Origin of the sequence: Moraxella sp. 179-F 1C4 NHS (assembly GCF_045370505.1) — a bacterium.
Taxonomy (GTDB): Bacteria; Pseudomonadota; Gammaproteobacteria; order Pseudomonadales; family Moraxellaceae; genus Faucicola; species Faucicola tetraodonis.
Genome location: NZ_JBIQEC010000018.1, coordinates 1 through 15,341 on the forward strand (window position 1 = coordinate 1; position 15,341 = coordinate 15,341).

The following is a 15,341-nucleotide window of genomic DNA, read 5'->3' on the forward strand; positions in this document are numbered from 1 at the left end:
ACTCAGAAGTGAAACTCCAATGCGCCAATGGTAGTGTGGTTCGCCCATGTGAGAGTAGGTCATCGTCAGCTCCCTATTCCAAAACACCCCCTTACAACAGTAAGGGGGTGTTTTTTTGTATTGTACTTTCTCAAGATGTTTTATATAGGGTATTGTCGGAGACCGAAAATGCTGAGACACTACTTTTATGAAAACCCTACAACAAAACACAAGTGTTGTAAAATCTGGTATAAACATAAGAAAGATGGCATGTCAAAGCTTATCTGCTGTACCTTTTAAAGCTTAATAAAATAGAAAAAGAAAAAGTGTGGCAACTACCACACTTTTTAACGATAAATAAAATACAAGTTTTTTGGCGATTATTTTGATAAATCTATCGCATAATCCGCCAAGCCTTTATTTGAACCGTCGTCATTATTTACGATGCTAATATTGGTTAATCCTGCTTTTTGGGCAAAGTCAATTTTGTTTGCACTCGATTTAAAGGTTACAGGACCCGCTGTTTTTACTTTGACAAACCGCCAGCTACGACTGCTACCATTATTGGTTAATGATAAATTCTTAGCCGCTTTGATGTAATTAATCAGCACATCACGATTGGCATCGGGTGATTCGACTACATTGGTACTATTGATGCTGTAGTACTCCTTTAGACCTGATGCACGATAGTTATTGGTTGCGATGATAAATGGTGCGTTGTCTTCAATCGGCTTGCCTTTGTAGGTTAAGTTTTGGATACGGCTACCGATAGGTTTAGTCACATCAATCTCATATTGCACATCGGCTGAGGTAAACATATCAAAGTTATACCCAGGAAAAGTGCTGATTAACGATTGTGGTGTGGTAAGACTTGGGTTTATTTGATTAAAGCGTTTGGCAGAATTCTCTAGCCATTTTTTGATATCACTGCCTTGTATTTTTACTGCAAACACGGTATTTGGATACAGGTATAAATCAGCCGCATTGTTAATGGCGATATTGCCTTGAGCAACATCCGTATAATCTGAACCCCCTGCAAATCCGCTTTTAAATGGGGCGCTCACTGATAAGACAGGGACATCTTTATATTGTGGCAAATTGGCGTCAATATAATCGCTGATATAGTTGGCTTGGGCTTGGTTGACCACTTGAATCGCTGACACATCACCCACATCAGCAAAGTAAGAAGTCATTGAGAAATCGGATGTACCGATTGGGGTTTTGACATAATTAATAGTGGCATTATGTTCTGCTTGAATTAATTGAGCCACTCGCGGGTTAGCTGCTACAAAAGTTTTATCAGCATTTTGGATAGTACGCACTTCCACTTTGGTATTGTTTTTATTGACGACCCATTTTTTGCCATCGAAGGTTAGATTCAATTTGATGACCCCTAACCCTTTACCCCAAAAACTGGGCATGACAGCAGGGACGTTGTTTAAAAAGCCATTAACTTTATCAATACCGGCTTGGTCTAGGCGGGTGTCTTTGCTATTAGCATCGGGAAACACTTGATGTGTGTGTCCCATCAAAATCGCATCAATACCTGCCACTTGCGATAGATACCAACTGGCGTTTTCCATCGTTGGGCTGTATGGTGAGGTATCAATACCACCATGCGACAAGGCGACAATGACATCTGCACCTTCATTTTTCATTTGTGGCACATATTTTTCTGCCATTTCTTTTGCACCGGCGGTGGTGACTTTGCCGTCTAGCCATTTTTTGTCCCATTGCATAATACCGGGTGTGGTAAATCCAATGATACCAATTTTTAGCGGTACGGTAACCGTCTTACCATCTGGTGTGGTTGCCGTAAAGGTTTTGGTAATGATTTTATAAGGCTTGAACAGTGGCTGATTATTGCGAGTGCTAATGACATTGGATAAAACCAAGGGGAAGTTAGGTCCTTTACAAGCACTGGCACTTGCGGTTACGCCATCAACATTAAACTGACTGCCTGTAATTTGATTGAGATAGTTCAACCCATAGTTAAATTCATGGTTACCAATCGTACCTGCATCATATTTTAGGTCATTCATAACCTTATAAATGCCTAGTGTTTCGTTGCATTTGACAGGGTTCACCGTTGCTTGATAGTCACCTAAAGCACTACCTTGAATGGTATCACCGTTATCTAGCAAGATATTATTGGCAAATTCACTACGAGCGTTATTGATAAGCGTTGCGGTTCGCTCAAGCCCAAAACTTTTGTCTTCTGTCAACTTGTAATAATCATAACTCATGACATTATTATGTAAATCTGACGTTTCAAGAATAGTAAAGTTAAGGTTCGTATTGGTAGCGATTTGCTGGGGTTTAGGGTCATTACTATCATTCTCATTGTTATTACAAGCAACAAGTGACATGCTTGCTACAATCATGGATGTAGTGAGGCAAATGCGCTTGATTTTCGTATTCTTATAATAATGTTTTTTATAATGATGGGTCTTATAGTTCATGATCGCTCACTAAATTAGGCTCAAATAAGAGCGTTGATAAATTTGTGAAATATCATAGAAAGGTTGCGTGACAAAATGATGAATAGTGAGGGGCTAATAAAATTCGCTACCCACTCCCTAGTCTTAAGCGACCCTGAAAACATCCAATTGTTACGACCAAGCATCCAAAGACGCATCTGATTGTTTGCCCAATTCTGGGATAACCCTTAGCTTGCTCGCCAATACACCTTAAGTACGCTATTATCCCGACTTAACTGTAATAACTCATCCAATAGCGAACGCAGTTTTTTCGTTGTTGTCGCTTCAAGACCACCCCAGATGTGGTCAATTTTGTGAGGATGTTGTTGTAAAAAATCTTGTAGTATCGTAAAAATCTGCGTATGGGGCAGTTGGTTATCATTCGCCACAATTGGCAACACCGTTGCAGGATACTGGGCTAAAACGTCTTCTAAATAAGCCAAATCTTGCTGGCTTTGTAAAAAGGTCAGTACAATCGGCGGTATTGTCTGCTCGCTCATTTGCCACTGCTCTAACAGTCTGGCTACGGTCGGTAGTGAGGTTTCATCAGCGATTAATAGACTTTGTCCCTGTGGCTGATTAACATCGAGATGGTCGATTTTTTCGGGGAATTCTCGCTCACTGGTAAACACATCGCCTGTTTTTAACGATTTTACCCAAGTTTCGCCAAGACTGATTTCGCCGTTTTTTTCTCCATGACAATAAATATCTATCCAAGCCAGGTTTTGCGTTTCACCATTTTCATTCACGGTTTGCCATGCCTTGCGAAGCGTATAATAGCGGTATGGGCGGGGGTGTTTTTTTAGGTCGGTGTCGGGCAGTTTGACATCAAACAAAAACGCATAACCTGCAGCTAAATCGGATAAATCGCTATCTGTTTGCACTGTCAAACGATACATATGGTGACTGACCGCTTCCACGCTTTGCAGGCAAAATTGACGCTGCTTGATGTCAATGGTTTTTTTACCTTGTTTGCGGTCACTGCGCTGCAATAAGGCGACATACTGGCCGTTAAATTTTTCAAGGGTTTGGGTCGGCTCACTAAATGCCAAAAGCTGATTGTCTAAGTGCTGCTCGTTTTGCGTAAATTGCAAATCCAACAGTAAGCCTTGTTGATAGATTTGGCGCAAGGTCGCATTTTTTAAGGTTTTTTGCTGAACCTTGGTTAAGTTTAGCAAGCCTAATGCCATGTGCTTCATATCATCGCTGTGGTCTTCGTTGATGTGATCGATGATGTCGGCAATTTCGGGGTCATCAAATAAAGTCAGATTTTCTGGGTGCATAGAATGTAATTTTTGTTAAAGGGCGATAAGGAAAGGACTTGGGGCAACAAGTCCTTTGTTTAAATTTATGAACATGATTAAAACTTCGCTGTTAAGCTAACACTGGCTTGTCGCTCTGCGCCCATCCAGCAATTATTGCGGTCATAACAACTACCCACGTAGGTTTTGTCAAACAAGTTACTGACCGTTAAGCCCACATCGAACATGCGGTTAATTTGATAACTGCCAGCCAAATCCACCAAGGTCACGCTTGGTAAAGTATCTGAATTCTCTCTATCAATCTGCATCCCAGCGATGTGCCGCACACCCACTTGCACCGCGGTTTTGGCGTTGGGTTTCATACTTGCCCACAGTGTGGCGTTGTGCTTGGCAATTTGTTGCGGGGTATTGCCAACCAGCTGGGGGTTAAACTCATCCTTGGTGATTTCGGCATCGACATAACCATAGCCGACACCCACATTGAACCAATCGTTGAAACGATGATCGGCAGAAATTTCAAAACCTTTTGATGTGGTTTCACCTGTTTGGGTTTGTTTGGTCCAGTCGATGGCAGTGACCTTGTCATTTTTGCGCGTGATATCGTAGGCAGACAGCGTGGCTTTGGTGGCTTTATCTAGCGAGTTGTATTTTATGCCGACTTCAACTTGGTTGGCGGTGGTGGGTTTAAAGGCTTCACCTGTAATATAGTTGACGCCCAATAATGGTTGAAATGACTGAGCGTAGCTGACATAGGGGGCAAACCCATTGTCAAGTTGATACAGGGCGGACAATCGCCCGGATGTTTGCTTGGCTTCGTTGACGGTGGTTTTTGCATTGCTACCTGTGGCAGTGGTTTTGGTGGTGCTCTTATAGTCATCATGACGTAACCCTGCGACCACAGTGAGCTTGTTCCATTGCATTTCATCTTGTAGATAAACGCCGAATTGACTTTGCTCAATATCATCGGTTTGTTGATAGCCTGTCAAACTAAGGGCAGTTTTGCTAAATAAGTCATAATCAGGATCGCTTAAATCGATGATGGGTACGCCATTGTACATGGCGTCTGCGTACTTAGCCGTGCTGTCAGTTTTTTGATAGTCCACACCCACTAGCAAATTGTGGGAGGTATCATCGGTAATCAGACTATAAGCCAATTGGTTATCGGTTGCCCAGTTGGTCATTTTCTCATCGGTCGTGTAGGCGGTGCGTATGAGCTGGCTGTCTGAGCCTTCGCTAAAGCCTTGATGGTAGGTGTTTTTTTGCTGCGCATCGGCATCGGTATAACGCAAGGTATGTTTAAAGGTCAACAAATCATTGATTTTCCAGTTGATGGTCTCGCTTGGCATAAAGACTTTTTTACTAAAATCATTCCATTTATCGCCGGCGTAGGCATCCGCGTCTAACTTACCATAACTGGCTTTATACACTGTGCCAACGCTTGGTAGTGGGGTAGAAGGGACTTGATGGGGGTCATCTTGATAATACAAATTGGCAAGCACCGAGATATTGTTGCTCGGTTTGTATTCGATAGAGGGATTGAGTAGCACCCGTTTTTCTTCAGTCGTTTGCATTTGTCCGTCTTTTTCACGGGCTAATGCCACCATGCGATAATTGGTGCTATCGTTAATAGGACCTGTGCTGTCAATGGCGATTTCTTTAAGATTATTGGTGCCTGCCCGTAGTCTGATTTCATTTTCGGGAGTGCTTTTTGGGGTTTTGGCGATTTGATTGACCATGCCGCCCGGCTCATTATAGCCGTACAGCGACGAAGCAGGTCCCTTGAGTACTTCCACAGCTTCGGTGGCATAAGCATCGACTTGGGGCATTAAATTCCAAGTTCCATCATACGGCAGCCGCATCCCATCATAAAAGTTGGAATAATTCTTAAAACCACGCAGGGTGTATTCATCAAAAATACCAACCGTCCCACGACTTTCGCTACTGACACCTGGCTCATAACGCAGCGCACTCGCGACACTGTCTGCTTGGCGTTGCTGCAATGTCTCTTGCTCGATACGAGAATAACTCATGGGGGTTTTTTCGGGGTCAAGGGCGGTCTTGGTAGCGGTGGTGCGGTAAGCATCACTACGAATGACCAAGGTATCTAATGTGGTTTCAGGTGCTTCTTCGCTATTGGTCGCAACGTCTGCCAGCACTTGATTGGTAAAAACATGGCTGATACCTACTGCTAAAGACGCCCGTATTGCTACTGATAAAAAAGATAAACGCATAAGTGACCCCGCCCTAATAAATAATTACAGAAATTTACAGTATGTTAAAAGTAATGAAAATAATAACAATAATTATTCTCATTTGCAATTATATTTAATCAGCTGTTACGAGGTTTTAGCGCAGATCATATAGATTCTTAATGCTCACCAATCACTGTAATGGCATCTAGACTGGCTTTTTCGCGTTGCAAACCGGTCAGCTCGCTGAGTTCGCCATTTTTCATCATCAACAATCTATCCGCCTTTTCAAAATAGCTGTCATCATGACTGATAATAAACAGCGTTTTGCCCATTTTTTGCAACATGGGAATAATAGTGTGATAAAACACACGGCGATAGGCAGGGTCTTGGTCGGCAGCCCATTCATCAAGCAGTAAAATAGACTTTTCTTCGGCGACAGCAAGCAGCATGGCAAGGCGTTTACGCTGCCCCTGCGAAAGTTCGGTGGCGCTAAGTTGGTTATCGGTGACGCTGACTTTTTCTTTGATGGCTAAAATATCTAGCCAATTATCGATTAACTCAGCATTGGGCGCATTTTGTGCGTTTCCCATCACAGTGTTAAACAGATAAAAATCGCTATAAATCGCTGAAAATAACTGGCGATAATGGGGGTAATGTTCTGAGGCGACAGGCTGATTATCGATAAAAATACCGGCATTTTCCGCAAGTTTAGGCTGATATAACCCTGTGATGAGCTTGGCAAGTGTCGATTTTCCGCTGCCATTGGCGCCAATTAAGAACACCACTTCGCCCCGTTTTAACGTAAAGTTAATATGTTTTAAGCCAAAATTTGCGCTATTGTCATAGTGATAATTTATATTTTTAAAAGTAATGACTTGCCAATTTGGGGTTAAAATTTGGGTATCAAAATCGGGGCTATAGTCGGCAAGCTGTAATGACTGTATTTTTTCCAAAGCAACTTTAGCCGTTTGCACGGTGGGAAATGCCCCAATCGCCATCAGTAGAGGCGACTGGATAAATAATACGGTGAGGGCAAACGTAGTGGCGGTGGCGGTATCTACCCAGTGATAAATATTGGCTAGGGCATAAATCACCCCAATTACGGCAAACATCATAATATTTGACCAGCTTACGGCTGATAAATGAAAAGTATCTGCTTTGACAATATGGTTGAAATAGTCGCTTGCGTGGCGTTGATAATCATTGGTAAATAGACGTTTGGCACGTTCACGATTTAACGCAAGTTCTTTTCGTCCATCAATCACCGCTTGATAATCTTGATACAGTGCATCATTGATTTCTCGTAATGTGGCTAAATGGGCATACACGTGACCCACGAGTTTACTGCTGATAAAAATGGTCAGCGTAATACACCCCATGACCACAAGCAGCATTGGCAGAGATAAAAACCCCAAATAAACCGCGGTCGCTGTGCAGATAATTACCCCTTGCACCAGCTCAGGCAAGCGTACAAACGCCACGGTAATCGACTGCACATCGGTAGTTAAGCTGGCTAACAGCTTGGCACTACCGATTTTCTCGATTTGGGCGATTGAAGTGTCTAAGATACGTTTTATCAGTTGCGAACGTAATTCAAACACAAAGCGATGTCCCAACTTAGTCAAGGCAAGCTGTGACATAAACGTTGTCGCTAATAAACCCATAATCGCTACCAAAAATATCGCTAATATTTGCCAACTGCCTAAGAGGTTATTATCAGTGCCGACTGCTGCGATTAAAAAACGGTTAATAAAGGCGATAATAGCGACATTCACCAAGGCATTAAGCAGATTGAGCAAGATGACTTTGATAAAGGCAATACGGTGCTGTTGCCAGATAAGGGTCATAAGAGGCATGGTAGTGGGGAACATGTATTTCCTGTTTAGCTTTTATTTTTTAGGCGGTCTCAAATAAAAATCGGACAAAGCAAGCTTTATCCGATGGCAAACGATAACAATGGGTAAAGTTAAAAATCAAAGGTCGCTGACAGCTTCAATGTGCGTGGCTCACCTAAGGTAAGATAGCCTGCACCGTTGTCACCTGCGGTATTTTCATAACCGCCCACCGATGACCAGTAGTCTTTATCGGTGACGTTAGCAATCACCCCTTTGAGCGTGACTGCTTTACCCGCAAGTTGGGTTTTATATCTCGCGCCCAAATCTACAGTGGTGTAGCCATCGACTGTTAGGGTGTTGGCATCATTGGCGTAACGTTTGCCAGTATGGATGACATCGCCTGTCAAGGTTAAGCCGTCTACTTGGGGTAAGTCATATTCTAGCCCTAGGTTCAACAGGTGTTTTGCCGCACCGATAACTTGCTTCCCTTCAGTGGCATCGCTACCGGTGTCTTTTTGCTCGGTATCAAGGAAGGTCACGCCGCCTAGCACTCGCATATTGGCGGTGGGTTGTCCATATACATTGAGCTCAACGCCTTTATGTTGGTTTTTGCCGTGCGCTTCAAAGGTGGTATCAACGGTAGTATAACGCGGCTTGTTGGTTTGAAAAGCGGTGAGACCTGCGCCGATAACGCCGCGGTCGTATTTCACGCCGATTTCGCTTTGTTTGGTGACGTACGGTGACATGGCTTGACCTGCATTGGTCAGCTCAGTTGTTACGCCATCGATGGTGGTGGTGAGTGGGGCAGTTTCGCCTTTGCTGAGGCTTTGCATATAGTTAGCAAAGACTGACCATTCATCGGTTGGGCGATATAATAGGGCAAACGCAGGCGTGGTTTTACTTTCTTTATATTTGCCATTGCTGGCTTGGGTAGTGGGGTCAAAACTTTCATCTTCAATGGTTTGGTGTCTTGCCCCCAAGGTCACTTGAAGTTTATCATCCATGAAGGCTAGGGTGTCTGCCAATGCCACACTGGTGAGGGTGGTTTCGCCTGTCTTAGTAGGATGGTCGATATCGCCACCTGCCAACGCCGCTGCTGACCAGCTGGGTTTGGCGTACGAGGTTGGGTGATATAGATTGGTCGTTAGTGTGTTTTGCCAATCAAATTGATAAGGCGCTTTTATCTGTGATTTATAGATATTGCCAGACACTACCCAGTTATGGTTGATTTTGCCTGAGGTCAGTTTGCCACGAATACCGATTTCACCTGTGTTGATGTCGTCTTCACGGGCATTGTCAAAGCGGTAGGTGGTGCCATCGCCATTTAAATTGGTGACCGTCAAGTTAGCGAGCGAGTTCTCTTCTTCGCCATGACGAAAGCCATACGCGCCATACGCAGTCAAATTTGGGCTAAGGTCATATTCAGCCCGTAATGTACCAAACACATCTTTTTCATTTGAATAACTCCACGGTTGCGACCAGTTGCTTTTGGCATCAGCGGCATTGGGTACACGGGTCAAACCTGACAAGGTGACATTGGTGCGTGTTTTTTGCAGTTCGTTATTTTGATAGCCCAAATCTGCCGATAACCGCATGTTATCTTGGCGATAATCTAAGCCCAACCCGACCAACCCCAATTTGGCTTTTTCATTATCGATTGCTGTACCGCCATCTTGATAAGCGACATTGGCACGCACACCGTACGCTTGATTTGCGCCAAACCGTTGTCCGACGTCTAGGGCAATTTTACCATTTTCGGCATTTTCGCTGCTGATAGTGACTTTACGAATCGGCGTTTGAGTGGCACGCTTTGGCAGTAAATTGACTGTGCCCCCTTTATTACTACCCCCGGGTGCCATGCCATTTAGGAAGGTGCTAGCGCCACGTTGTACTTCGACCCGCTCAAATAGCTCACTTGCGATAAATTGACGAGGCATAATGCCGTATAAGCCATTCATCATGGTATCGTCAGAGTTGGTGACAAATCCGCGAATCAGATAAGCTTCTTGAAAGTTACCAAAGCCACGAGCCACACGCACCGTTGAATCTTTTTTTAGGATATCCCCAACAGAATCCGCTTGTTTATTTAAAATAAAGTCATTGGTATAGGCTGTGGTGGAAAAAGGCGTTTCCATGGTCGATTTATTACCCAACATACCGATACGGCTACCGGTGGCGACTTGCCCACCTTGATAGGCGGGCGGCAAACCAGTTTTTGACGCATCCGCACTTGCAGTCACCACGATTTCATCGAGTAGGGTTTCTGTGGCAGCATCCGTGGTATTTGCTTCTTCTGCCATCGCCACGGTTGATAATAAGCCAACCGTACTTGCTGCCAAAGACGAACGCACGGCTAAAGATAATAGGGATAAACGCATATTCAATCACTCAAAAGACAATAGATAAAACATTTTTGCGAATGATAACAATTATTATTTCTATTTACAATAAGTAATGATAGCGTAACCAAAGAAGTTATGTTTTTAATTTTTCATACCTTTCATCAACCATAAAAAATATAAACCGCCTACGATGGAAGCGATTGTGCCCGCAGGTATTTCATAGGGAAAAATCGCATAACGTCCCACCCAATCAGCAATCAACATCAATCCTGCGCCCAGTAGCGCTGATAAGGCTAATTGGTGAGGTAACTGCACTGCCCCGAGTGTCTTGGCTAAATGCGGCGTCATCAACCCAATAAAACTTAGCGGTCCAACCGCCAGTGTCGAAACAGTGCTTAACACTGCTACAAGGCTAAAAATCAGTATTTCGCTACGTTTTACTGATACGCCCAAACCGCGAGCCATCGTTTCATCTAAGCTAATCACCCTAAGCGGCTTTAGTAGCAAAAAACTGAGCAAAAATAACACTGTACCGATGACCATTAATGCCCACGCTGTCACAGGATAAGCATGATATGTTGTACCCGATAGCCAATTGAGCATCGCTTGTAAGCGAGGGTCGCCTGACAGTTTGATTAAAGTTAACATACCACCCATCAATGCAGAAATCGCCACACCGACGAGTAACAAATAGCTTGAGGATAGCCGACGAGCAAGCCATAAAATCAACAGTAACACCAAAGCCGCACCTAACAGTCCACCCAATAACGGCAATCCCAATGCCCAAAAAGAATCGGTTGCCAGTCCCAGTGTGCCTAATATCACTGGGCTGAACACGAACACCAATACCACCCCCAATGCCGCACCTGAACTGATGCCCATGACTTCAGGACTTGCCATCGGATTTCGAGTCAAGTTTTGTAATAGCACCCCTGCGGTAGCCAGCATCAGACCTGTTGCCATTGCCGATAAGGTACGCGGCAGGCGAAAACTCTCGATAAAACTTGCCTCGGTATGCCACCCAAAACTGCCCATCGCATCAGGGGAAATACCTAATACACCTAGCGTCACAAGCAGCAACAACCCTACCGCAACCGCCCAAAAACCGCCACCAAAGTATCGGCGTTTGCCGACCAACAGGCTAGGGCTTTGTTCGGCAATCATGGGTTGTTTACTTTGTCGAATGACTAACCAAATAATCAACCCTGCACCTAAAATCCCTGTGACCGACCCCACAGGCAGCATCATATTAAGTAATGGTTTGAACCAGGGTGACAGCAGCATCACAATGTTATTAGTGAGCCACAACAACATCGCTCCAAAGGCAAAACCTGCCATTAAGCGTTGCCCAATCGGGCGAATCGCTACTACATTAACGACACTTGCCGCAGCCAAGCCGACAAAACTTAAAACGCCCACGCGGCTTACCACGCTTGCCGTGACGACCGCAACAAGGATTACTACCAGCATACGCACAGCCGCCACAGGCACTCCCAAGGCTTTGGCTTGGCGTTCATCAAGGCTCATGATGGTTAAAGGTTTGACCAAAAACAACAAGATGACGGGCAGGACTAGGCTTATTAGCACAAAAAACTGGCTATTTTGCCAACTGGTTTGGGTTAAGTTACCGCTTTCCCATGCCATGACCCCCATAACCCTTTCTGAGAAAAAAATCATCAACAGTGAGGAAATAGCAGAAAACAAAATATTGACCACCAAACCACCCAAAATGAGCACCACAGGATTCATCCGACTGTTGGCAGCAATCGCAAACACCAAGCCCATACTCAGCAATGCCCCACCAAATGCCACCCAAAAGCTACCATATAAGCCAAAACTGGGAAAAAACAGCGTCACAATTAATAAAGCCAATTGTGCCCCTGTCCCTACCGCAAGCGTACTGTCTGAGGCAAGGGTATTTTTGACCAACTGCTGTAGCAAGACACTGACTACGCCCAGTAATCCGCCGGCAAATATCGCCACTAGCATAGTCGGCAAAATTTGTAACTGCGCCACCATTTGCGCTAAGGTTAGCGACTGTGAACGGGCAAATAATAACCCCAAGGCATCATGCCAAGTGGTTTTAAGGACTAAAGCCGTGGTCATTAAAACCAGCGACAATAAGCCACTAAAAAGCCAAAGGGCAGGGGCATTCAAGGGCTTGATAATTCGCTGATTATCTCGCTGGTTATGTTGTAGCCTAGTTTTATTACCCATTCGCCTTGCCCCCTAACCAATGAGCCTGATTTAATCGCTCGCCAAATACCACCATAGAAGACACGCCACCATACAGCCAAATCGGCGGTAAGACTGCCATACAGCGGCTATTGTTAGCCCTTGCGCCATAGCCTAGACGCTGCCACAGCAAATTCTTGGCTAATTCTTGACGTAGCATAGGACTAAACGGCTCAACCACTACCAAACAGGTATCATCATCAAGTTTTGCCAAATCACCCAATGCTAGCGAATTAAATCCCCAAAGATTACCTTTACCCATCTGATCTTCAAGTGTAATCAAATTTAACCCCATCACCTCAAATGTCGGTCGAAACAGGCTATTGTTGGTATAAATCCGCAAATTATTGCTATCGGCAAACTGCACTACCGCAATTTTTTTGATGTGGGGATACTTTTGGCGAAATGTCGCACCAAGCTCGCCAAGCTGTTTTTTTGACTGGGTTAAAAATTGCTGGGCGCGTTGCGGCTGATGAATAATTTCACCCAGCTGAAGTGTCGGTTCAGCATAGTCCTGCCAAGTCGCTACCGCGTTTTTTGACATAAAACTCACCGACTTATGGGGTGTGTTGCCGTAAGCAGGTCTTAGATGGGCATAAAAATCATTATCAATAATCACCATATTTTCAGAAGCTGAGGTGAGTTGGGCAAGCCGTTCAAAGTTTGGGGTGAATCGTTCCCCAATATCGATGATATCGCTTGGCAGCGAGGGCGTGCCCACCCATTCACGGTAGCTTTTGGTATCGCCTGTGGCAATCGGTGGATAGCCTATGGCAGTGAGTGTCGAAGCCACCGCCCAATCAGGGGTGATGACTTTGACGCTGTGAGCATCTGCGGGCGGCGCTTCAAGCTTTAAATCCCGCTGAGGCTGGCAAGCTGTCAAAAAAAGCAAAACAAGCAACAAGTAACAAGCTCTCATCACACCACCGCCACTTTATTTCCGGTGACTGGGTGACTTAATAAATGCAAATTGATACCAAAAATCTGGTCAAGCACTTGCGGTTGCATGGTACTGGCGATATCACCAACATGACAAAGCTTGCCGTTTTTTAACGCAATAAACTCATCACAAAACTGTGCCGCAAGATTAATATCATGAATAATAATCACAATCGCCTTGTTTTTCTGCCGTGCCAAATCACGAATGAGACGCAGTATTTCAACTTGATAGACGATATCGAGCGGGGCAAGTGGTTCATCAAGTAGCAGATAGGGCGTATCTTGGGCGATACACATGGCAAGCCATGCCCTAGCGCGCTCTCCACCGGATAGCGTTGCCACTGATTGCTCGGCAAACGGCGTGACTTGGGTCAGCGCCATTGCTTCACGCACCTTAGTGTGGTCTTGTGACGTGGGCTTTTGTAGCCATTTTTGATAAGGGTATCGCCCTAACATCACCAGTTCGGCAACGGTAAATTGACTGGCATCAGGCAATTTTTGCGGTAAATAGGCGACTTGCTGTGCGAAGGTTTTTGGCGGTAAATCAAAGATTGATTTGTCAGTGAAATCCTGTAATAAAATCTGTCCGCTAGTGGGGGTGGTTTCCCCTGCCAAAGCTTTAATCAATGTCGATTTGCCCGAACCGTTATGCCCAATTAAGGCATAGATTTTTCCCTTATCAATGGTGACATTGATGTTGTGTAAGAGGGTTTTTTGTTGGCGTATGACGGTAAGCGATTGGGTGGTTAGCATGATTTGCCCAAGGTCAAAGTTTTAAAATAGCAAATCATAGCATTGATGATAATAATTATCATTAATTTTTATAAACAAGAATTAATATCATTTAAGATATTGATAACGATTATCATTCACACTATAATACAGCGATTTTAAGACTTTTCCTAAACATACAGCGCTATAACTATGTCTATCCAACGTCACGCTAACTTTAGTCCAGCCCATTTCTCAAACGATATTAGCAGCATAGTCGATAAAAAGTCGGGCACGTTGGCACTGATTGGTGTATTGAGCTTACATGGTATCGTAGCGATTAGCTTGGCAAATATGGCAACGCCTGATATCAAACCGCCCAAAGTCACGCCACCGTTAGAAATTAGCTTTATCGCGCCACCACCTGCGCCAACCAAGCCTGAAGAGATGAGCGTAACAGCCGAGCAACAACCGATAAAACAACTACCTAAGCCCGTCGAAAAGCCAACAGAAAAGCCCATAGAAAAAATAGCAGAAAAACCAGAAGAAAAGCCGATAGAAAAACCCATCAGCAAGCCTGTTGAGAAAACAGTCGAAAAACCGATGGCTAAAAAACCTGTAGAACAACCGATTAAACCGTTACCCGAACCGTCGAAACCAGCAGACAATCCGATCGTCAAGCCGCCACAAGTTGACCAAGACATTGTCATGGCAAGGCAACTAGCCCTCGCCAATGAGCGAGCCGAACACGCGCAAAAACAACAACTTGAACGCCAACAAGCACTCGCCAGACAGCAAGACTTAAAACAACAACAAGAATTGGAGCGGCAACAAGAATTGGAACGGCAACAAGCGCTTGCACGGCAAAAAGCGTTGGACAACCAATTAATTGAACAACAAGAGCGTGAGCGCAAACAAGCAGAAATGGATCGTCAAAAAGCGTTAGCTGATGCCAAAGCCAGACAAGCAGATGAAGCTAGGGCGAAAGCCGAAAAGGCAAAACAACAACAAGCCGACAAGGATAAAGAAGCGCAACAAGCGCAAAATAATTCACCTGTGAGCTTTTCGGCAGGGCAAGCAAGTTGGCGGCGGCAACCTAGTTTTAGCTGTCATAGTGAAGACCTGGAAAACGGCGCATTAACGGCGATTATTCGCTATACGGTGGACAAACAAGGCAATCCAACCAGCGTCACTTTAGCCAAATCGACTGGCAATGTCAGAGTCGATAGACAACTGTCTATGCAGGCTAAGAGCGGCAAATTTAACCCCTTTACCAAAAATGGTGTACCGGTGGTGGGTATTGTCAATCTACCGGTTCGCTGTCAATAAAGATGATTGTTAAAAAAATCCGTTTTTCATAAAGCTT

The 15,341-nt window shown here is 44.5% G+C and carries 9 protein-coding genes; 1 reads left to right on the plus strand and 8 read right to left on the minus strand.

All coding sequences use genetic code 11. The features are described 5' to 3' along the window. Positions 1-359: 359 nt before the first annotated feature. The 8 genes from ACH0AB_RS08775 to ACH0AB_RS08810 all read right to left on the minus strand — a co-directional run bounded on the left by ACH0AB_RS08775 (position 360) and on the right by ACH0AB_RS08810 (position 14,017). Positions 360-2,348: a bifunctional 2',3'-cyclic-nucleotide 2'-phosphodiesterase/3'-nucleotidase gene (locus tag ACH0AB_RS08775; RefSeq protein ID WP_406877940.1), complete on the minus strand. Its 1,989-nt coding sequence runs from the start codon at positions 2,346-2,348 to the stop codon at positions 360-362. 299 nt (positions 2,349-2,647) lie between these two features. Next, positions 2,648-3,742 (minus strand): SIP domain-containing protein, encoded by a 1,095-nt coding sequence (locus ACH0AB_RS08780; protein ID WP_406877941.1) that lies wholly within the window; start codon positions 3,740-3,742, stop codon positions 2,648-2,650. Between the two features lie 77 nt (positions 3,743-3,819). Next, the gene (locus ACH0AB_RS08785) at positions 3,820-5,952 is read right to left on the minus strand and encodes a TonB-dependent siderophore receptor (RefSeq protein WP_406877942.1); all 2,133 of its coding nucleotides are present in this window, start codon (positions 5,950-5,952) and stop codon (positions 3,820-3,822) included. Positions 5,953-6,089: 137 nt separating this feature from the next. Next, complete coding sequence (locus ACH0AB_RS08790; RefSeq protein WP_406877943.1) at positions 6,090-7,784, minus strand: multidrug ABC transporter permease/ATP-binding protein; 1,695 nt, start codon at positions 7,782-7,784, stop codon at positions 6,090-6,092. Positions 7,785-7,879: 95 nt separating this feature from the next. Then, positions 7,880-10,126: a TonB-dependent receptor gene (locus ACH0AB_RS08795; protein WP_406877944.1), complete on the minus strand. Its 2,247-nt coding sequence runs from the start codon at positions 10,124-10,126 to the stop codon at positions 7,880-7,882. 105 nt (positions 10,127-10,231) lie between these two features. Beyond that, complete coding sequence (fhuB, locus tag ACH0AB_RS08800; RefSeq protein WP_406877945.1) at positions 10,232-12,307, minus strand: Fe(3+)-hydroxamate ABC transporter permease FhuB; 2,076 nt, start codon at positions 12,305-12,307, stop codon at positions 10,232-10,234. Continuing rightward, positions 12,300-13,244, minus strand: coding sequence for an ABC transporter substrate-binding protein (locus ACH0AB_RS08805; RefSeq protein WP_406877946.1), 945 nt, complete (start codon positions 13,242-13,244; stop codon positions 12,300-12,302). The genes fhuB and ACH0AB_RS08805 overlap by 8 nt, the downstream gene beginning before the upstream one ends. Beyond that, complete coding sequence (locus ACH0AB_RS08810) at positions 13,244-14,017, minus strand: ABC transporter ATP-binding protein (RefSeq protein ID WP_406877947.1); 774 nt, start codon at positions 14,015-14,017, stop codon at positions 13,244-13,246. Before ACH0AB_RS08810 ends, ACH0AB_RS08805 begins: the two co-directional genes overlap by 1 nt. Positions 14,018-14,188: 171 nt before the next feature. Here ACH0AB_RS08810 and ACH0AB_RS08815 point away from each other — a divergent pair, with 171 nt between their 5' ends. After that, positions 14,189-15,304: a TonB family protein gene (locus ACH0AB_RS08815; protein ID WP_406877948.1), complete on the plus strand. Its 1,116-nt coding sequence runs from the start codon at positions 14,189-14,191 to the stop codon at positions 15,302-15,304. Positions 15,305-15,341: the final 37 nt, after the last annotated feature.

What these genes read in the sequence shown, in the direction of transcription:
- ACH0AB_RS08815 (WP_406877948.1), top strand. Translation starts at nt 14,189, where the DNA reads ATGTCTATCCAACGTCACGCTAACTTTAGTCCAGCCCATTTCTCAAAC.
- ACH0AB_RS08775 (WP_406877940.1), bottom strand. Translation starts at nt 2,348, where the DNA reads ATGTCACTTGTTGCTTGTAATAACAATGAGAATGATAGTAATGACCCT.
- ACH0AB_RS08785 (WP_406877942.1), bottom strand. Translation starts at nt 5,952, where the DNA reads ATGCGTTTATCTTTTTTATCAGTAGCAATACGGGCGTCTTTAGCAGTA.
- ACH0AB_RS08810 (WP_406877947.1), bottom strand. Translation starts at nt 14,017, where the DNA reads ATGCTAACCACCCAATCGCTTACCGTCATACGCCAACAAAAAACCCTC.
- ACH0AB_RS08790 (WP_406877943.1), bottom strand. Translation starts at nt 7,784, where the DNA reads ATGTTCCCCACTACCATGCCTCTTATGACCCTTATCTGGCAACAGCAC.
- ACH0AB_RS08805 (WP_406877946.1), bottom strand. Translation starts at nt 13,244, where the DNA reads ATGAGAGCTTGTTACTTGTTGCTTGTTTTGCTTTTTTTGACAGCTTGC.
- ACH0AB_RS08795 (WP_406877944.1), bottom strand. Translation starts at nt 10,126, where the DNA reads ATGCGTTTATCCCTATTATCTTTAGCCGTGCGTTCGTCTTTGGCAGCA.
- ACH0AB_RS08780 (WP_406877941.1), bottom strand. Translation starts at nt 3,742, where the DNA reads ATGCACCCAGAAAATCTGACTTTATTTGATGACCCCGAAATTGCCGAC.
- fhuB (WP_406877945.1), bottom strand. Translation starts at nt 12,307, where the DNA reads ATGGGTAATAAAACTAGGCTACAACATAACCAGCGAGATAATCAGCGA.